The 18,546-nt window shown below is 54.2% G+C and carries 16 protein-coding genes; 12 read left to right on the forward strand and 4 right to left on the reverse strand.

Annotated elements, in window-relative coordinates:
• On the reverse strand, positions 1 to 1,618 hold a 1,618-nt coding region (locus tag AAAX34_RS06415; protein WP_349110481.1), incomplete at its 3' end, for a transglutaminase domain-containing protein.
• Between the two features lie 222 nt (positions 1,619 to 1,840).
• On the opposite strand from AAAX34_RS06415, the gene AAAX34_RS06420 reads away from it, so the two are divergent.
• Positions 1,841 to 2,050: a hypothetical protein gene (locus AAAX34_RS06420; protein ID WP_229026363.1), complete on the forward strand. Its 210-nt coding sequence runs from the start codon at positions 1,841 to 1,843 to the stop codon at positions 2,048 to 2,050.
• Positions 2,051 to 2,097: 47 nt separating this feature from the next.
• On the forward strand, positions 2,098 to 2,253 hold the full coding sequence (locus AAAX34_RS06425) for an ATP-binding protein (RefSeq protein ID WP_199585323.1): 156 nt from the start codon (positions 2,098 to 2,100) through the stop codon (positions 2,251 to 2,253).
• A 327-nt stretch (positions 2,254 to 2,580) separates the two neighbouring features.
• On the opposite strand, the gene AAAX34_RS06430 is transcribed toward AAAX34_RS06425, so the two are convergent.
• The 3 genes from AAAX34_RS06430 to AAAX34_RS06440 all read right to left on the reverse strand — a co-directional run bounded on the left by AAAX34_RS06430 (position 2,581) and on the right by AAAX34_RS06440 (position 8,569).
• Complete coding sequence (locus AAAX34_RS06430; protein ID WP_349110482.1) at positions 2,581 to 5,121, reverse strand: DEAD/DEAH box helicase family protein; 2,541 nt, start codon at positions 5,119 to 5,121, stop codon at positions 2,581 to 2,583.
• A 172-nt stretch (positions 5,122 to 5,293) separates the two neighbouring features.
• Positions 5,294 to 7,534 (reverse strand): S8 family peptidase, encoded by a 2,241-nt coding sequence (locus AAAX34_RS06435; protein WP_349110483.1) that lies wholly within the window; start codon positions 7,532 to 7,534, stop codon positions 5,294 to 5,296.
• 3 nt (positions 7,535 to 7,537) lie between these two features.
• Entirely contained in the window at positions 7,538 to 8,569 is a 1,032-nt protein-coding gene (locus AAAX34_RS06440) for an ATP-binding protein (RefSeq protein ID WP_349110485.1), read from the reverse strand.
• Between the two features lie 133 nt (positions 8,570 to 8,702).
• Between AAAX34_RS06440 and AAAX34_RS06445 the strand changes: the two genes are divergently transcribed.
• The 10 genes from AAAX34_RS06445 to pelF all read left to right on the forward strand — a co-directional run bounded on the left by AAAX34_RS06445 (position 8,703) and on the right by pelF (position 18,543).
• On the forward strand, positions 8,703 to 8,831 hold the full coding sequence (locus AAAX34_RS06445) for a hypothetical protein (RefSeq protein ID WP_255413762.1): 129 nt from the start codon (positions 8,703 to 8,705) through the stop codon (positions 8,829 to 8,831).
• Positions 8,832 to 9,164: 333 nt separating this feature from the next.
• Positions 9,165 to 9,749: a hypothetical protein gene (locus AAAX34_RS06450; protein WP_147352079.1), complete on the forward strand. Its 585-nt coding sequence runs from the start codon at positions 9,165 to 9,167 to the stop codon at positions 9,747 to 9,749.
• Positions 9,750 to 9,875: 126 nt separating this feature from the next.
• Complete coding sequence (locus AAAX34_RS06455; protein WP_118377551.1) at positions 9,876 to 10,190, forward strand: hypothetical protein; 315 nt, start codon at positions 9,876 to 9,878, stop codon at positions 10,188 to 10,190.
• Positions 10,191 to 10,776: 586 nt separating this feature from the next.
• The gene (locus AAAX34_RS06460) at positions 10,777 to 11,124 is read left to right on the forward strand and encodes a type II toxin-antitoxin system MqsR family toxin (protein ID WP_118377552.1); all 348 of its coding nucleotides are present in this window, start codon (positions 10,777 to 10,779) and stop codon (positions 11,122 to 11,124) included.
• A gap of 10 nt (positions 11,125 to 11,134) precedes the next feature.
• Positions 11,135 to 11,647, forward strand: a complete 513-nt coding sequence (locus tag AAAX34_RS06465) for a type II TA system antitoxin MqsA family protein (RefSeq protein WP_158572191.1) — start codon at positions 11,135 to 11,137, stop codon at positions 11,645 to 11,647.
• Complete coding sequence (locus AAAX34_RS06470; protein WP_349110487.1) at positions 11,648 to 12,073, forward strand: hypothetical protein; 426 nt, start codon at positions 11,648 to 11,650, stop codon at positions 12,071 to 12,073.
• A 128-nt stretch (positions 12,074 to 12,201) separates the two neighbouring features.
• Entirely contained in the window at positions 12,202 to 14,340 is a 2,139-nt protein-coding gene (locus AAAX34_RS06475) for a DUF4118 domain-containing protein (RefSeq protein WP_349110489.1), read from the forward strand.
• Positions 14,337 to 15,242: a tetratricopeptide repeat protein gene (locus AAAX34_RS06480; RefSeq protein WP_349110491.1), complete on the forward strand. Its 906-nt coding sequence runs from the start codon at positions 14,337 to 14,339 to the stop codon at positions 15,240 to 15,242. Before AAAX34_RS06475 ends, AAAX34_RS06480 begins: the two co-directional genes overlap by 4 nt.
• Positions 15,239 to 17,119: a DUF2194 domain-containing protein gene (locus AAAX34_RS06485; protein ID WP_349110493.1), complete on the forward strand. Its 1,881-nt coding sequence runs from the start codon at positions 15,239 to 15,241 to the stop codon at positions 17,117 to 17,119. Before AAAX34_RS06480 ends, AAAX34_RS06485 begins: the two co-directional genes overlap by 4 nt.
• Positions 17,116 to 18,543 (forward strand): GT4 family glycosyltransferase PelF, encoded by a 1,428-nt coding sequence (pelF, locus tag AAAX34_RS06490; protein WP_349110494.1) that lies wholly within the window; start codon positions 17,116 to 17,118, stop codon positions 18,541 to 18,543. The genes AAAX34_RS06485 and pelF overlap by 4 nt, the downstream gene beginning before the upstream one ends.
• Positions 18,544 to 18,546 lie beyond the last annotated feature (3 nt).

An 18,546-nucleotide genomic window follows, 5' to 3' on the forward strand; every position in this document is an offset into this window, starting at 1 on the left:
GGCCCGTCGCCCCGTCGCGCTCGAGGGAGAGGGCGCCCGCGCCCGAGGACAGCGAGCAGCCCGATGCGGAGGCCGACACGGCCATCCGGGCGTCGAGGGCGGCCGCGAGGCGGTAGGAGCCGTCGTCTATAACTTTCTCTAATGTTGCGATTCGGTATTTTGCTGCCAGGTCGTACCTGGCGCTCCATTTGCTGTTCGATTCCTTGGAGACGTTTGATGCCGCAGTAAGCTCAGCCTTGGCGCCTTGAACTTTCCATTCCCTCTGGTTCATCGCGTACGCAACAGTCCCGTTCTGAATCCCCGAGATGCTCGGCGGGAAGGACTGGTTGTCGGCATCGATGGAAAAGCTCTCTTCTTTGGCATCCAGGTGCTGCTGAATGCGATCGGCATACTTCTCGGCCCATTCATCGGCTTTGCCATTTCTCACAAAGTAATTGTTGGATAGGTCTGTCGAGCGGTAGGCGTAGTTGTCCTTCTGATAGTTTGCCGCGTGGTCGGAGTGGGCGATTGCCATGAGATCGTCGGTCAGGCCAAAGTACAGATGGCGCTGGTCCAGGTCCCCGTACCAGTTGTTGCTGGTGTCGTCCCAGGTTAGGTCCATCTGGCACCATTTGCCGTCGATCTTTACGGCGTTCCAGGTGTGGCCGTTGCCGGTGATGCGGCCGTTGGCGATACCCGCGGCGTCAAGGAGCTTGGAGTAGATGCGCTGGTAGCTCTCGCAGGTGCCCTGGTGGCGCGTGAGGCCGCTTTCGGCCGAGCACCAGTTGAGGTTGTGGTCGTACTCCAGCTGGTCGAGTGTCCAGTCGTGGAGCCAAAGCGCCATGTCGTATTCCGAGCCGTCTGTCTCTTGCCTGCACAGGTCCACGGCGTTGTTGACGATCTGCGTGACGCTTGGGCGGGCGGCGTCGTTTACGGTCACCTCCGCCGTGGTGCGCATGTAGTAGATCCCCTTGTCGTTTTGGGGGTCGTTTCTGTCGTTGTCCATAAAGTAGAAGTAGATGCGGTACGTGCCCGATGCCGTGAAGTCAAAGGTAAAGTCCTGGCCCGTGGTGCCCAGGCTGTGGTAGCTGGCCCATGCCGGGCGCGACGGGTCGCAGACGCTTTCCTGGCTGCCGCCGTCCCAATAGGTGGGCACGTCCATGCGCGCCTTGGCCTGGGACGAGCCGTTGGTTTGGTTTACGTGGAAGGTCGTCGCGGTGCCCGCGGAGGCGTCGTTCCACGAGACGGTGAAGGTGACGCCGTTTTGGGTTGCCGTGGCGGAGTGGGCGTAGCCGGTTTGTGACGCGGCGGAGATCGCCTCGGGTGTGGGGTTGGTCTGGGCGTGGAGGGATGGGGCGGAGGTGGTGGTTGCGGCGGTGGTGCCGTCGTCGCTTTCCGTGTTGACGTCGCTGGTGCCGGTGGATGTTGCGGTGCCGTCCTCTACGGTATCTGCTGCCGCGTTTGCGTTGGTGCCGTCTTCGGCCTTGCCTGTGTCGCTGTTCGTGGCGTCGGCTTGCGCCTGCTGCTCGGCTGTTGCTTGAGGCTGGATGGCTTCCGCGATGGCTGCCATGGGCATCGTCGAGCTGACCATGGACGTGCACGCGATCGCGCAGAGCAGGTAGTAAAGGGGTCGTTTCATAGCGGAGCCTCTCGGTGAGCAGCCAATAGGGTCCGAAGGCAGCTCCCGGCCAGCACTCCGCACATATTTTGTTGGGGTTTATTTTACGGGAACCCCAGTCAACATCAGGGAACTATCTGGGGAAGGTTGGGGAGGGGGTGGTGGACTGGTGGGCTGGCGCCATAGGAGACGGCGCCGGCGACTAATACGGTTAGTCGGCGACCGAGAAGAAGGAGGTGATACATGGTGATAAAGATAAGGGTGAAGCTGGTCCCTCGGCTTCGCGAAGCGGGGATGTCCCAAAACGAGATCGCGAGGCTCCAGGGGATGTCCAGACACAGCGTCGGCGACGTCGTCGCGGGCGCCAGGGTGCTCGGAATCGAGGGGGCGGGCGCCGAGCTAAAGCTCGTGCAGAAGCTGGGCGCCTTGACCGTGCTGGTGCTGGACGAGTGACTGCTGGATGAGCCCGATGCGGGGTTCTACAGCATGATACCGGAGCTATGGAGGTACGGTACGGCATCGGCTCCACGATCTTCTGCACGCAATACCGCAAGAAGGACTGGCTCGCCAGGCTCGGCGCTGACGTGCGCGCCGACGCCATCATGGACAGGATAGTCCACAATACCGTATGGGTCGCAAGGGCGACTTCAACATGAGGGAAAAGCTAGGAGGAAGGACTGCCTCGTAGGCCGACTTACCGGGGGCGGTGCCGGTCGGCAATATAAGCGGCGCTGATTCGCAATAATCACTGGTGCTCAGAGGAGCAAATACTCACCCTTAGAAGCTCCCCCTCTATCCCTCCCTTCTGCCTTCTTCATGAACTCCGGGATGTTGGCATGGATGATGCCGATAAAACTTCCGGGCATCCGTCATTCAGCAACTGTCTCTTCTGAAAACTAAGGTCAGATGTTGTAGTGACCAAGATTGAAAAATGCCTCGGGCGCTTTAACGTGCTCGATTTTGGCGAGGAATCCACCACGAGTCTACCCTTGTTCCTTAGCTATGAATGTTTCAACTCTGGTACCTAGAATCTGCTCGGGGCGAAGGTTGTGCTGGTTGATTAGCGTCTCACATTGCGCCAATCGACTTCTCTCATTAAGCGTTCCGCAGCTTAGAATCGCAATCAATTGACCGATTGATTTTACAAGCTCGTTAAGCTTATTAAGTGTAAGCACTAATGCTGATTCTGCACTTGCATTCTTGTATGCCAAATTATTTGGATGAACAGATATTGCAAAGCATTCCATTTTTGGATATCGAGCCCGTAACCACTCTTTTGCGACCTGAAGCTGTCCATGCTCTTGTTTCGTGAGCGGATTATCCGGATGTTTTTCGTTTTTTGCTTCAAAGGCAAAAGCAATACGCGCTTCTTCAAAAACCCAGACAACATCGGGCCCGTCACCGTTATTGTCGTAACGTTTCGAGCTGGCACCGAGGTATTTCCCCAGCAACTCAAGTTTTGATTCGAATTCTTTTGAATGGCATTGCTCCGATAAGGATTTCAGGTCTGTGTCGAATTTCGTCGACACATCGCTACTCTTTCGGGTTTGGTACGAAATAAATTCAGCAATCTTTTTTGCTTGCAAGCTAGCGTCAGAGTCTGAGCTGGAGAATATGGGCTTAGCTAGTGAACGGTTGAGCCCGTTTGCGCGAGTTTGTAGCTTTCTGGAAGTCTCTACATCGTCATCCGAATAGGCGATTTGAGCTGCAAGGCGGAGAACAAGCCCCTTTACTGAATTGTCTATATTTTCACCATTTGCAAATTGTTTTAGGAGTTCGACAGCTCGTCCACTCATACCTTTGCGCCATTCGTTTAGCGCTTTTCTTTCACATAGAGCAAAATTTTCGAGCATGCTGTCATCAATAGAATCAAAATCGTTGACCTTGTCTGCTACATAGGCGGACAAATAGGATGCAAAATTGGGGTCGTCATTGACTCCCTGGTCGACGACCTCCTTGAAGTCATTTACTGAACATATTTCATTCATGATGCCTTGACCGCATTCGATTTGGGCCCTTGTTGTTGGGGTCAAAAATACAGCATGGCGGTTGTCTTTAATCCACTCGCATAGATCGGATCCTGTTAATGCGACGACGCAGTAGTCACCTGAGCCCCTCGTGCCTCTACCTATTGCCTGTTCAATGTTTTGAGCAATTGAGCGGGCATAGACTTTGCTATGAGCTAGGATTTTCGACATCAGTTTATGATGATCAGACATCCCTTTGGGGATGCCCGAAACGACAAGTAGGCGGCATGCATCGCCCGGCAGATCGATGCCGTTATATCGATTTGCAAATACAATTGGCACGTCAAGCTTGTTTTCCCTTAGATCGCTTACCGCCTGAGCAACATCGCTTCCTTTTACACTTACGATTCCCAATTGCTCCCATTGCTTCGCGCCTGCAAAACTCGGTTCGAGGACCACAACACCTTTTTTGTCTTTAGCGAGAGCGATCATTTTTTCGACGAGCGCGACTCGTAGCTGCTCCTTTGTCCCAACTTCTAGAATCATCCTGCGCCCTACTCCGGCAAGGGTTTTGGGAGAAATAATATTAATCTCATCTTTCTTGCACCCGAAAGATCTCACGATCGCACTCTCATCAGCGAATGTCGCAGACATGTACACCCTTCTAGGCGATTCTTCGAATGTCGGAAACTTCTCTACAAGGGGAAGAATTGGGGTAATTGAGAATCTGACGCGACTCAGCGTTGCAAGACAGTACTTGAGATCGTCTTTGATGAGGTCCCAGCCGAAGTTTATAGAGTTTCCCGTAGGCGTGTCTTCTTCATTTGACGCTGCGAAATCAGAGATGATTCGGGCGACCTTCTGTCGATGCTTATCCCACGCCCAGAATGGGACTTCTAGCACCTCTTCGCCAGCCGTGCGAGTCCCAGAAACGAAATCGTCGAAAGTTGACACCCTATCGATATCATCAAAGCTTGAACGAAAGAGCGTCGTAACTTCTTGATATAAGCTAGGCGAATCCGATGCATTTATCTCCACCGTGAATGCGCTTCGAACCGAGTCAAAAGATGAGTGCGCATCATCTATGACGATTACTGAAACTTCCTCCGTTTCGGGTTCTCCCTCCAAGCCAAAGGAAGACTTGCCGTTAAAGAGGGCTTGATAATGGGCAACGAGAATCGTTGAGCCATTTCTGAAATCTGCAGTAAGAGATTTTCTTCCATTATATTCGGAAGCAGGTATTCCAAGTGTCCTCGCTTGTTCGCACACTTGATGAACAAGCTGTTTGTTGTCAACAAGATACAATGCCCCACGTTTTAGCTCTCGTGCACTGGAGAGGGCAATCAGCAGTCCTATAAGGGTTTTGCCACCTCCCGTGTTTAGCTTGATAACAGTGTCTTTCTTATTTCTGTTACTAAACCATGCATCAAGTACCTCGGCCTGGCTGCTATGTAAATCATCAAAGGATTGGGGTTTCGGCAACCTGTCGAAAATCTCATCAGGCTTGATTCGCAGCGTAGGGTTCTGCGATGCTGCCATCTTTTTAAAATCAACCATCTAATAGTCCTTAGCTATGCTGTTCGACGTTGCAAATCAGATGTTACCTGCTTTTACCATTGCCGTCCTCTTAGGACGCCGCACGTTACCAATGGTAAGGATGCTCGTAAGAGGGCACTGGGGCGACAACCCCCGATGCCCTCTTGATGCATAGTGTTGCTGTAGTCAGTGGTTACTCAAACTCCACCTCAACTTGACTGTGCTCGTAAATCTTGAGTTCGTTATCAATTTCGACCCGTTCTACCATCCAGCCAATGGCGGAGCACTGTCGTATGAATGTATCAATCCGGTTCTCACCTTTTAGATTATGGATTGTGACCACTACGCCAAAACGCTGCGGATCATGCGAACCCTTTTGATATCTCGACGACTTGCGAATCATCATGCCCCACATTGGGTTGGCATACACTTTTTTGGGCTTACTGCGGCTGGTTAGCGGTTCCGCTATGTGCTTGACGTTGTCCCACTTGCGCAGCTTTTTTCGAGCCTTTTCTTCATCGGTTGTACAGTCTTCCTCGCCTTGGTTGTTGGGCAGCAGCGACTTGATTCGCCCGTCGTTTCCGATACGTCCAAAATGCAAGTCGAGCTCGGTGTCCGTGTAGTCGACGCCTTGATTTCTGTTGCATTTAGGGAAATAACACAGAGTCGCCCTCGCCACAGATGGGTAGGTTGTGCCTGAAACGGGGACAGGAAAGTTGAAGTTGTAATTCTCGCGTTCAGTCGCCACGCCGCTGAGCATGAATCTAATTTCATCGTTACTGGTTTCGAGTATTTTTTCAATTTGGACAGGAACGATGCCGTAGCCGAGTCGATTCATATCTTCAGGGTTTGTCCACGCACATGCTGCATCGATTAGCAGAGCCTTGGCAAGTTCACAGCTTAGGTGCATTTTATAAATGAGGTAGGCAGCTTTCCTTGCAATTAGCGGAGCTGCAAAAGAGGTGCCGACAGCCGGATAGGCCCCGGTTCCGCAGCAGGCGGTGATAGGGTCGTTGCTTTCCCCTCCGTAGTAGGCAAGATCCGGTTTGTGGTGAAAACTCAAGACCGGTCCTCTTCTTGTGTAGGACGCCGGCTCGTTGTCTCTATTGACGGCGTTGACAACGAGGGCATTAATGGAGTCCGCTGGGGAGCCAAGATACGTGGGCTTACCATTTTCCTGGTTTGTGCCAGCAACAACGAAGAGGACGTCGTATTTCTGTTGCAGTTTGTCTAGCAGGGCCGCTTCGGGCGATATGGAGTTTCGAGACACCTCCTCCATTGACCCCAAGGAGATGTTCCAAACTTTGATATCTTGGTTCTCGGCAACGATGCGCTCAATGTGCTTCATCACCGCAAACGAACTGAACTTGCCTGCGGTTGCAACTCCAAAATGTCGAACCCTAAAGTGGCCACAATGGTCATCCAGCGATGGATTTTGGGCTTGAACGTCAACAATCAATGAGCTGACGCATGTGCCATGTCGATAGTCGCTCGAAGTAGGATGTATGTCTTTGGGTAAGCAGCTTATGTATTCGACCCAATTGCTGAAGTACGGGGGATATTTCTCTTCAAATGGAGTGTCGATTACGCCGATGATGGGTTCGTCGGTGGGATATTCGGGGAGGCTGCTGATGGCGGGGGAGGTCGAGCCTTCATCATTCATGGGAGCGTAGGAAGACAGGTCGATAACCGACATGGCTACAAGGTAGGGAGCGCGCTCGAGTAGCGTGCGATATTCTGTCTCGGTTAACAGGACACTGTTCTCTAAGAGGTTTGCAGGGGGTACGTCAATGTGAAGCTCCTCAAATATATCCTGCGGGTCCCTCTCAGTTTCAAATAGGGTAACGATTGCGTTCTCGTTGGTAGCCGCCGGCGGCTTTTCTATTCTAAATTCATTGACGTAATAGGAATCGCGTATGAGTTGCGCAAAACCCGATCGGGTGAGCGTGTGTGAAATAGCAGGATTCCATTTTTGCTTGAGCTTGTCATTTTTAACCAGATCGACCATCTTGTCTGCGTTCATCAGTCCATCAAAATGATCGACTACGATTCGCTCGCACTCACGCAGATTGTTAATGGTGGACAGGATGGTCGTCTTGGGCACGTAATGAGTCATCAGGTGCCTTGGGTGGTTCCCATTAAAATCGAGATAACGGGCGCCGCGGATAGACAATTCTGGTTCACTGTCTTTTCCGCCGTTCAGCATCTCTTTTATTCGATTACTCTTGGCGACAATCTGACGGTATTCAACGGATACCAAGATGTCTTCGATTATGGCATCTTTGGGCCATTTGCTCAGAACGGTTTCGAGGCTCTTGCGAATGTGCGAAATCCTCTCTGCAGTGACCGTGCCTTTAGCGGGGAGCGTTGCGGGACCCGGTCGCGAGCCTCTTGCGGTTTGAAAATCGCCAGTGAGCCTGATTAAGCTGTTCATGAGCTACTCCTTTAGGGTTCGCGCAATGGTGCTTCGTGAAATGCCTGTCAAAACTTCCATTTCTCTTAAAGTGAAACCTTGAGTTTTAAGCAGCTCGATTGAATCAGGCTCATATCCATGTAGACGCTGATATAGCTTGCGGAGATAGTCGTTTGGATTAAGAGGATCACTAAACGCGACGGAGGTCTTGATGAGGTTTTTGAGTGTGCCGGGCCAGGGCAGATCCGGGCAACTCTGCAGCACCTTTTTTAGGGTCCGAGAGTCGTTTTTGATTGCCTGATTGTTTTTGGTCAGATTCTTTGCGATTGATTCGCCGATATCAACGAGATCGTCATGGGTGTATCTATTAAAGTCAATTTGTACATCGAAGCGCCTGGCGAGTGCCGGGTCTAGTTTGTCGTAAAGGTTCGTTGTTGCGATTATAGCGGATCGCGTGTTCAGCTTGTCGAACTCTTTTAGGAGTGCACTTGTGGCTCGCCCCATCTCACGGACGTCGTTTTGGTTAATTCTATCTAAGGCTATAGCATCGATTTCATCGAACAGGACAATGGCGCCGTCGCCGATATCGTGGATTTCTTGGAAGACCTTCGCGATATTCTTGGCCGTCTCTCCGAGTTTGCTATCGATGATTTGATTGAAATCAACGGCATATAACTGGTAGCCAAGTATTCTGGCTATCTGTTTTGTAGCTTCGGTTTTGCCGGTTCCCGATGCGCCGTAAAAGAGGACAGTGTTGATGTCCACATCTTTAGATAGAGCATTGAGCAGCCCTTGGATATCGTTAGCGATGGCCTGGGGAAGGGGCAGCGAGGTGTTGTTGCTGATTACCTTTTCTAAGAAGTCATATTCCTGCTCTGTGACTTCTTGTGGCACAAACGTACGTGTCCTAGCAATGAGGGCCATGATGTAGCTTGCAAGCTCGGGTTGCCCGGACGATTCAAAATCTTTCGCAATAATAGTGGCTGCGTTGTTGAAGGCGATGTCGTCGTGTTCCGAATGCGCTCGGATTAAGTCGATGATGTCCGATCTCTTCATGTGTGCTCCTCTCCTTAGTTATATTGTATGAGACAGACTGAGACAAAGCAAGAATTGATTGAACATAGATGCAATGAAGTATGCTAGGATTGAGTTGTCTAGATTCAAACTGTTCTAGATTGGAGGTGAGATTATGACTACCCACCATGGAGGTAAGGTTGGCGCTGCTGCCAAGACGCTCGCGAGCTCCTCGACGAGTAAAGCCGCGAAGACTGCGGCTGCGAAGACGCTGGTCAAGCATCAGATTGCCAAGCATCGCTAGTTTGCGAGCAAAGCATTTTGTAACAGTTGAGAGGTGATATATATGGCTTTGAAGACGATTCGCGTAAAGATTCCGAAGTGCCGAATTGGCGCAACGGGTTCGGTCGGGAAGATCGGAACGACCGCGAAGGCCGTAAAAGTAAAGATTCGCTAGGCTTTAGCGGCAACTAAAGCCTAGCGCGATGTTGACATAGCGGGCCAACATCAAACATTTTATGGGGGTCTCCGGCGAGATTCAAGCGTCGGGGACCCGCGTTATTTTTTGTTTTATCGGCATATGCGCCGCAGCCTCTTCTTATACGACATGTGGCGGCGCTATTAGTTTGGACAATTAATGAGTGAATTAGATATAGTATCCATTTGGATTAGTTCGATGGTGGCCATAGCAACTGTCGTTGCATCGTGGGCGGGCCTTAGAGCCCTGGTGATTCAAACTTCTCCGAATATTATTATGTTCATTCGGCCAGATGATGTCTCGCCCTCACTAGCGCGGCTTGTTATCAGAAATATTGGAGAGGCGCCTGCATACAATGTTTCGTTTCGACTTTCTCCTGACTTGTTTCTAAAGGATTCTTTCGAATATAAACATGCTTCCGTAGTGTTTGATAGGGGCTACGCAATTTTGCCTCCTAAACATGAGAGGGACATTCTCTTGGGAAGGTTTGAGGATCTCGAAGGATTGTGGGGGAGCTTCATTGTTGAAGTGAATGTCTCCTTTTCAAAGAAATACGGGCGTAGACGTTTCTCGACTATCTGCCCGGTTGAGATTGGCTCATTTGAGAGCACGATCTCTATTTCTTGTGAGACTACTTTTGAAAAGGACCAAAGGGCTGCCTATCGCGAAATCAGGCAGTTTGGTAAGCGCCTTCGCGGAATAGAAAACGCGATTTGTTCATTGGGGAATTGTGACGAAGAGTAAGGTTGTACGCTGGTGACGAATAATTTCCCCCGCAGATCGACGACTGCATGACAGAACACGGCCCTCGTCCCGTCATATGATTTCTAGCGGTTAAACAACAAATCATAGACGAAGGGGACACGGGCCGTGTCTGCGAACCTCGTAACGGTCGACGAGGAGTCGCTGCGCAAGGACATAATGAATCTGGTGAGGAAGCCCGTTAATGAGACGCTCAACGGGCTGCTCGACGAGGGGTCGTCCGAGCTCGTCGGGGCTGGGCACCACGAGGGGACGGCGGGCCTGGGCTATAGGGTTACCGTTCGATTCAAATTAATAGCGTTGATTTATGAATCAATAATTAGTAGCCTATCTAAAAGCGGTATTGACGCGGGTAGCCTACGGGCCCCGCGTCCTGCGGAAAGGTGGCTATCCTTCTTGGGATGGCCGCCTTTCTTTTGTTAAGGTGCCGCAATGACGGTGAAGCCTTTCATGTCTATTGACGATCGGGACAGATTGCCTGTTGACAGAGGAGCGTGTCGGTATGGAACTTGCCGGCGACCACCGCTCCGATACGATTGCCTTGATGAATGGCTGATCCATGATGGGGCTCAAAATATGACTCGAGAGCTTGGCGGTATTGGATTGACGGCCTTGCAAGTTCTCCCTTAAAGTAATAGGCGTGATGAGGCCTTGCGACGATACGTTCGGCTTGGTCCGTGGGAACCGCCGAAAGGCGGTTTTCGCGTTTAGGGGGCTGTTTCCGAAGGACACTTGTCCGAATTTGCTTCTGGGCAGTGGGTTTTTTTACTGCGTATTTCGGAAGTGCGGGGAAAATCGAAACTTGCTGAACGCACCCCGATTTTTGCCAATTAAACCGCAGGTCGCAAGGTCTCAAATCTGGGATCTGGCCGGCAGGTCTCGGGTTTTCACCGCACTTCCGAATGCATGCTAAATATGGCTTCAACGTGCTTGGCCTTGAAAGCCATAATAGGTTGCCAATTGGCTACAAGACGAATATAGTTAGCATCATGCTAACTAAGGGGTGGTTATGAATCGAACCAAGCTCCGACCGACATATTCACTTGACGAAGCGAAGTCTTTAGCTCGTTTGGGAAAGATGATGGTAAACGGTAGGGTGCGCAGGCACCTGATGAACCAGTTTGGCTATCTGGACATCGACCATTTCCTTGCTGACCTTTTTGATTATCTGGAGCCTGGCGACTTTAGAAAATCCATTGCGCTCGACATGGATGGCCCTTTGCATGGTGTTTACGCAGATGTCTATGAGTGCCGAGGTTTTGAATGCGAGGATTGGTACGTCAAGTTTTTAATCGATTCTGAAGGCAATGCACATTTGAACGTTTTGTCTGCGAACATCGATGGATATATTCATTAAAGGAGGAGCCATGCGTTGCATGGAATGTGGCAAAGAAATGCAATTTACCACGGCGCCAATGTCTGAATCATACCGTGGCGAGCAAATAACGGTAAAAGGAATTGAGCATTATATTTGTGAGTGCGGCAACGATGAAATGACCGCTGCAGAGGCGACTAAGCTCGCCCATGCGCTGGCTTCGCAATATGCCAAGACACATGAACTTCTTTCTCCCTCCGATATTAAAGATTTGCGCTCTGATCTCGGTTTAACTCAGCATGAATTTGAGTCGCTTTTAGGGGTTTCAAAACCAACGGCATCTCGTTGGGAGAACGGGGCGTCACAACAGTCTATTACCGCAAATAATCTTATGAAGCTCATTCGAGACGTCCCCGAGGTTCGCAAATATCTGGGTCTTTCTTCTGATGAGACGACCTCGGGACTTAATACATCACAATTTTCGGTGATACAGGGAGGAGAAGCCCCGGCTTATAGGGACTCGACTCCTTTGGCAGAAGAGAATGCCTTTCGATTGGAGATGTAAATGGAAACGCTACAGAAGCAACGCATTGAATCTCCGCTGATTACATGCGTGACTAGAAAAGTGGATAGTTTTTCATTTGATGGCGGAATGACTCCGAAAGAGGGCGTCAATAAGTCTGGCGTCGAATGCAACGTCAGAAATGCTATCACCAGCGCATTTTCGGACGAAAACGGAACCAGGTTTCGCCAGCTCAATTTAGTTATAGAGCTTCTACCCAGCAATGAAGGTCATTACTATCGTTCCGAAATATCCGTCTCCGGCATATATCGCGCTCCTGCGGATTTAGATGACGATGCTTTTGACAGAGAAGCACTTAGCACCGGTATGCAGGACCTGTATTCCTATGCAAGAGGCATTATTGAAAATGTCGCAGCTGGTGGAGTGTGGGGGCCACTTTATCTGCCACAGATAGGATTCACTATCTAGCTCTCGATGTCCCCACATCCTTTAAAAAAGTTCTTAAAACGGCCTTAAAGGCGCCCCAGCTCGCGTTGACAGCGTAAAATACGCATGTTTGACTATGAACAGAGTGGATTTTAGGGGAGGGGTGCGCCATGGAGGTGCTGGTTGTTGGCAACACCGCATATGTTGACGATGACTTTTGTGCCAAGGCGTTCCCCGGGGACCATGTGCAGGTCGTAGCCGCGCAGGACACGCGCCGCGACGAGTCATCGCCCTATGCCTCGTGGAAAGAGCTTCTGCAACACCTGGATCAGGCCTATGAGTTCGACCGCGTGGTCTACCTTTCTAATTACCTTACCCCGCATGTCGATAGCGTGGGCGATATCGAGCTGCTGCGTTCGGTCATTCGCGCGTGCATGGGTCGCCGGATCCAGCTGTTGTATATAGCAGGGCCCGCAGGTGCCGAGGGTGCCGCCGATGCCGCGGGGCGAACGGGCAAGGGTATTATCGCGCACGCAGCTAACGACCTGTGCCGCTACTACGCTGCTCGCGAGGGCGTTCAGGCCAAGATCCTGCGCGTGCCGTTCCTGTATACCGCGTCTGCCGCGATGAAGGACCCGTTTTTGGTGCCGCTGTTCGATGCGTGCTCGACCGGCTCGGTTGCTCTGCAGGGCGCGCGGGATGCGGCGTTTCCCCTGCTGTGCACCGAGGAGCTCGCGGTGCTAGTACGCCGTATCTTCGACAGCTGGGACGCCTCCTTTGAGACGCTCGACGTAGCTGATACCTTCCATCACACGGCGGGTGAGGTGGGCGACGCCCTCAAGGCGCTGTTCCCCAGCCTTTCCGTTGCCTATGGCGATTCTGCTGGCTATGCCCTGCCCGCCAGCGACGTCGCTCGCGTGCGCTATGGCTGGTTTCAGCGCTACGACTTGCTGCGCGATCTTTCGACCATTCAAGCTCGCTGGGGCGCTGGACGCATCAAAAAGATCAACCCGCTGCGTGCCGCCATCGACCGCATCCAGATGTGCTCGCTGCCCATCAAATGCTTGGAGACGGGCGTTGCCTGGGTTCTGTTCGAGGTGCTGGAGCATCTGTTCTCCCAATCGGCCCAGCTCAACGTGCTTGATTATCGCCTGCTCTACGTGGTGCTGATCGGCACGCTGTATGGCTTGGACTTTGGCCTGGTTGCGGCGCTGCTGGCGTCGGTGGGTTTGGCCGCGAGCTACTTTACTCAGTACGGCTATACCTTCCAGGGCCTGTTCTACGAGTCGTCCAACTGGCTGCCGTTTATTGCGTACTTTGTGGTGGGTGCCGTGTGCGGCTATGTGCAGCTGCGCAACAGCGAAGCCATTAGGGCAGAGCGCGATCAAAACGAGCTCGTGCGCAACCGCAATACGTTCCTTACGCAGCTCTACCACGACGCGATCGAGGACAAGCGCGCGTACAGGCGCCAGATTGTAGGTCGCCACGACAGCTTTGGCAAGATCTTTGCCGTGACGCAGGAGCTCGACGTGCTCAACCCACGCGACATCTATCGCAAGTGCTGCGAGCTTTTGGGCGAGATCCTCGAGAACGATTCAGTGGCGATTTACCATGTTTCGGGAGGGGCATTTGCTCGCCTGGTGGCAGCAAGTCCCGCGATTGCCGAAGATGCCGCACGTTCGCTCACGCTTGAGCAGCTTGCACCTCTTTTGGGCGACGGGGGCCGTTCGAACCTGTGGGTGAACCGCGAGCTGACGCCGGGGCTTCCCATGTTTGGATACACGATCGAGCGCGACGGGGCACCCGCTGTGTTGATCTTTGTGCGCCGTGCGGCCGAAAACCAAATGACCCTCTATTATCAAAACTTGTTCCGCATCTTGTGTGGCCTGGTCGAAAGCGCGTTGGGCCGTGCCTTTGATTATGAGGCGGTGGCGCAGGATAAACGCTGCGTTGACGGCACTTGCGTGCTCAAGCAGGCTGCCTTTGGCCAAGAGCTCGCGGCGGAGCAGGCGCTCGCAGATAGCAAGATGGGGAGTTTTTTGCTCCTGCGCGTGGTACCGGGCATGGAGCCTGTCGGCGAGCTGGTGGGCGCAATCGGGTCGGCAATCCGCGAGAGCGACGCGGCGGGCTTGGTCGACGGCGACGTGCTCTACCTGCTTATGCGCCAGGCAAAGGCGTGCGATCTGCCCATTATCCGCGAGCGCCTGAGCGCAAAGCAGATTGCGGTGGAGCCCGTCGATGGCGAGGACATCGTGGCGCTGTTGCAACACATCTCTTACACCGGTGACGGTGAGGGGGGTGCGGCTTGATCTCGCTTGTCGTTGCTGCCGTCTTGCTGCTGATTCATGCGCTGGTTTGCCTGATGCTGTGGACGCTCATGAAGCTGGGCCTGCTGCCGGTGCGCGGGCATATGCTGGCTGTGATAGTGCTGGTGCCGCTGTGGGGCCCGTTGCTGGTGGTTCTGCTATCTGTCCGCAGCGCGGTGTTTTGCGAGGGGCTGAAAGAGTCTGCGCTGGAGTCGCTGCGCTTCAACGACGACCTGCATCGCAGCATCTTGGTGCACGACCGTGACGCCGATGCGGGCGTGGTCCCGCTCGAGGAGGCGCTCATCGTCAACGACCCGGCATACCGGCGCCGCCTAATGCTCTCTATGCTCACCGAGGAGCCCGACGCGTACCTGGCGCAGCTGCAGGCGGCTAAGCTTAACGACGACGTTGAGGTGGCGCACTATGCCGCGACGGCGGTGGCGCAGATCTCCAAGGAGTCCGACCTTAAACTGCAGCAGCTGGAGCGTGCCTTTAAGACGGACCCGAGTGCGCAAAACCTCAACGAATACTGCGATTTTCTTGGTGAATACTTGGGCTCGGGCTTGGCCGAGGGGCGCGTGGCTCAGATTCAGCGCCAACAGTACGCGCGCCTGCTTGCGCGTCGCTGTGAGCGCGAGGACACCTTTGAGCTGCGCATTCGATATGCGACGGCGCTGGCCGATGTCGGACAGATTGACGAGGCGCAGGCCGTGATCGACCAGCTGGTGCTCGACGTGCCCGAGGAGCAGGAGGTTTGGATGCTTTGCCTGCGCCTGGCCGTGATGCGCCGCGATGGTGACGAGGCCCACCGTGTGATCGATGCGATTGACAAGCAACATGTATATTTGAGCGCCGACAACCGCGAAAAGTTGGCGTTTTGGCGCGACGGGGAGGAGGCCAGATGAGCGTGGCGCAACATATCCGCGACCGTGCAGGGCGCTTTCGTTGGATGGGACTCCTCGTGGTGTGGGCGGTCTTTATTGTCATGGCCGCCGTGCTGCTGGTGGAGCGTGCCGGCGTGCAGTACGGTGCGGGCCAGCATAAGCTGGGGATGCTTGCCGCCAACGATGCGGTGCCGGCCTCCTCGGCGATGTTTGGTCAAAAGCCCACGTGCCTGGTCATTTCCGATTCCGATCAAGCTGGCGTCGAGGACGTAAAGGAGCAGTTCGACCAGATCCTGCTTGACATGAAGATCGCGCACCGCGACGTGGATCTTGCCCTGGACGGCGCGGATGCCATTCCCTCGCTGACGTCCTTCGATCGCGTGATTTTGCTCATGCCGTCGCTCGATGGGCTCGGTACGCACCTGAGCGACATTATGAGTTGGATGAGTGCCGGCGGTTCGCTTATGCTCGCGATGCCGCCGGATAACTCGAGCTATCTGCAAGTGATTGCCTCCAAGCTTGGGATCGAATCGGCCGGATATGACTATGCGACAGCCGAAAGCATCGTGCCGAGCGAGGACTTTATGCTGGGCGGGGGAGAGCGCTACGAGCTCTCGGACCCCTTTGATTCGTCGCTTTCGGTTTCGCTGCGCGAGACGGCTCGTGTGTGGGCTAAGACCGGCGATGCGGGTGTCCCGCTCATTTGGTCGAATGACTGCGGTAGCGGGCGCACCGTGGTATGCAACATTGGCATCTACGACAAGGTCATGCGTGGCTTTTACGCCGCGGCGATCAGCCTGCTGGGTGATGCCACGGCCTATCCGGTCATCAACAGCGCCGTGTTCTATTTGGACGACTTTCCTAGCCCCGTGCCCTCGGGCGATGGTACTTATATCAAGCGTGACTACGGCCTTTCCATCGCCGATTTTTACACCAAGGTCTGGTGGCCCGATCTGCAAAAGCTCGCGCAAAAATACGGCATTCGCTATACCGGCGTGATGATCGAAAACTACGAGGACGCGGTCAACCAGACCGAGCCCGCGCGACAGGCCGATACCACGCAGTTTCGATATTTTGGCGGCATGCTGCTGCAGATGGGCGGCGAGCTGGGCTTTCACGGCTACAACCATCAGCCTCTGGCGCTCTGGGACACCGACTACGGCACGCTGTACGTCTACAAGACCTGGAAGAACAAAGAGACGCTCGTCGCCTCGCTCAACGAACTTATCGCATTTCAGGACGAGGTCCTGCCCAACGCTCATGGCTCGGTTTACGTGCCGCCGTCGAATATCCTTTCGGCCCGCGCGCGCAAGCTTATCGGTACCGATGTTCCGCGAATTAAGACCATTGCCAGTACGTATTTTGAGGATGGCACCGACCTGCCGTACGTGCAGGAGTTTGGCGTGGCGAGCGATGGCATTGTGGAGCAGCCACGTATTGTTTCGGGCGGCATGGTCGACGATTCCTATATGCGCCTGGCAGCCGTGTCCGAGCTCAACATGCACTACGTGAGCACGCACTTTATGCACCCGGACGACCTTTTGGACCCCGATCGCGGAGCCAAGGAGGGCTGGGAGGTCTACAAGGGCGGCCTGGTCGACTTCCTGGAGTGGCTTACCAAATCCGCGCCCGACCTGCGGCACCAGACGGCGTCGGAGTGCTCCGGTGCCATCCAGCGTTTTTCGTCCGTGACGGTGAGCGTGGATACCAGCGCGGATGCCTGGACGCTCAGCCTGGGCAATTTCCACGACGAGGCGTGGCTCATGTTCCGCACCAATAATGGCGAGCCGGGTGCGGCGACGGGTGGCGAACTGACGCACCTTACGGGCAATCTGTATCTGCTCAAGGCAAATGATAAGACCGTGACGATCGAGCGCAAGGAGGGTGGCGATAAATGAGAATCTGCTTGGTACTCGAGGGTTGCTACCCCTATGTGCACGGCGGCGTATCTACCTGGATGCATGGCTACATTACGGCCATGCCCGAGCACGAGTTTGTGCTGTGGGTGATCGGCGCGCATGCTGCCGACCGTGGCAAGTTTGTCTACGAGCTGCCCGGCAACGTGGTCGAGGTGCACGAGGTGTTCCTGGACGATGCCCTGCGGCTTTCGGGCGAGCAACATGAAGCCAGTTTTAACGACCGTGAGCGCGAGGCGCTACGCCGTCTGGTGTCGCTCTCCAATCCGGACTGGGACGTGTTATTCGATATCTTCCACCGCCGTCGCGTGCATCCGCTCTCGTTTTTGCAGAGCCGCACGTTTATGGATATCTTTCGCGACGTGTGCCTGGCCGAGTATCCCTACACGCCCTTTGCCGATGCATTCCACACCATGCGCTCCATGTTGCTGCCCGTGCTCTACCTGTTGGGCAGCGAGGTGCCGGTGGCCGATGTGTACCATGCCATCTCGACCGGCTACGGTGGCCTGCTCGCCTGCCTGGGCTCAAGCGTTTCCCATGCGCCGGTGCTGCTGACCGAGCATGGCATCTATACCCGCGAGCGCGAGGAAGAGATCATTCGCGCCGATTGGGTGGTGCCGTCGTTTAAGGACCGCTGGATTCGCTTTTTCTACCTGCTTTCGGAGGAGATCTACCGCCGCGCCTTCCGCGTGACGAGTTTGTTCCATAACGCCCGCAAGACGCAGATCGATATGGGCTGCGATGCGGACAAATGCCTGGTCATCCCCAACGGCATCCAGTTCGATCGCTTTAAGGAAATTCCCATAAAGACCGATGACGGCTGGGTGGATATTGGCGCGGTGGTGCGCCTTGCGCCCATCAAGGATGTCAAGACCATGATCTATGCCTTCTTTGAGCTGCACGAGCGCCTGCCTAAGGTGCGCCTGCACATCATGGGCGGCGTGGACGACGAAGAGTACGGCGCCGAGTGCCACGCGCTGGTCGATACCCTGGGCGTGCGCGACCTGATCTTTACCGGTCGCGTCAACGTGGTCGAGTACATGGAAAAGCTCGACTTTACCATTTTGACGAGCATCTCCGAGGGCCAGCCGCTCAGCGTGCTGGAGTCGCTTGCAGCGCGCCGTCCCTGCGTGACGACCGAGGTGGGCTGCTGCCGCGAGCTACTCGAAGGCGCCCCGGGCGACGACTTTGGCGTGGCGGGTTTTGTGACGCCGCCTATGTATCGCAAGGGCTTGGCCGATGCCATGGAACGCATGTGCACAAGCCGCGCCCGCCGTATCGAGATGGGGGAGCGCGGCCAGCGCCGCGTTGCCACGTACTTTTTGCACGAGCAGATGCTCACCAACTATCGCGCACTGTATGACGAGACGGCGTGTGCGTTTAACCTGCCCAGAGAGGGGGAGTAGCCG

The organism is Collinsella sp. CLA-ER-H4, from assembly GCF_040092395.1.
GTDB lineage: Bacteria > Actinomycetota > Coriobacteriia > Coriobacteriales > Coriobacteriaceae > Collinsella.

What these genes read in the sequence shown, in the direction of transcription:
- AAAX34_RS06440 (WP_349110485.1), bottom strand. Translation starts at nt 8,569, where the DNA reads ATGAAGAGATCGGACATCATCGACTTAATCCGAGCGCATTCGGAACAC.
- AAAX34_RS06485 (WP_349110493.1), top strand. Translation starts at nt 15,239, where the DNA reads ATGAGCGTGGCGCAACATATCCGCGACCGTGCAGGGCGCTTTCGTTGG.
- AAAX34_RS06425 (WP_199585323.1), top strand. Translation starts at nt 2,098, where the DNA reads ATGGAGGTACGGTACGGCATCGGCTCCACGATCTTCTGCACGCAATAC.
- AAAX34_RS06460 (WP_118377552.1), top strand. Translation starts at nt 10,777, where the DNA reads ATGAATCGAACCAAGCTCCGACCGACATATTCACTTGACGAAGCGAAG.
- AAAX34_RS06450 (WP_147352079.1), top strand. Translation starts at nt 9,165, where the DNA reads ATGAGTGAATTAGATATAGTATCCATTTGGATTAGTTCGATGGTGGCC.
- AAAX34_RS06430 (WP_349110482.1), bottom strand. Translation starts at nt 5,121, where the DNA reads ATGGTTGATTTTAAAAAGATGGCAGCATCGCAGAACCCTACGCTGCGA.
- AAAX34_RS06475 (WP_349110489.1), top strand. Translation starts at nt 12,202, where the DNA reads ATGGAGGTGCTGGTTGTTGGCAACACCGCATATGTTGACGATGACTTT.
- AAAX34_RS06435 (WP_349110483.1), bottom strand. Translation starts at nt 7,534, where the DNA reads ATGAACAGCTTAATCAGGCTCACTGGCGATTTTCAAACCGCAAGAGGC.
- AAAX34_RS06465 (WP_158572191.1), top strand. Translation starts at nt 11,135, where the DNA reads ATGCGTTGCATGGAATGTGGCAAAGAAATGCAATTTACCACGGCGCCA.
- pelF (WP_349110494.1), top strand. Translation starts at nt 17,116, where the DNA reads ATGAGAATCTGCTTGGTACTCGAGGGTTGCTACCCCTATGTGCACGGC.
- AAAX34_RS06420 (WP_229026363.1), top strand. Translation starts at nt 1,841, where the DNA reads ATGGTGATAAAGATAAGGGTGAAGCTGGTCCCTCGGCTTCGCGAAGCG.
- AAAX34_RS06470 (WP_349110487.1), top strand. Translation starts at nt 11,648, where the DNA reads ATGGAAACGCTACAGAAGCAACGCATTGAATCTCCGCTGATTACATGC.
- AAAX34_RS06445 (WP_255413762.1), top strand. Translation starts at nt 8,703, where the DNA reads ATGACTACCCACCATGGAGGTAAGGTTGGCGCTGCTGCCAAGACGCTC.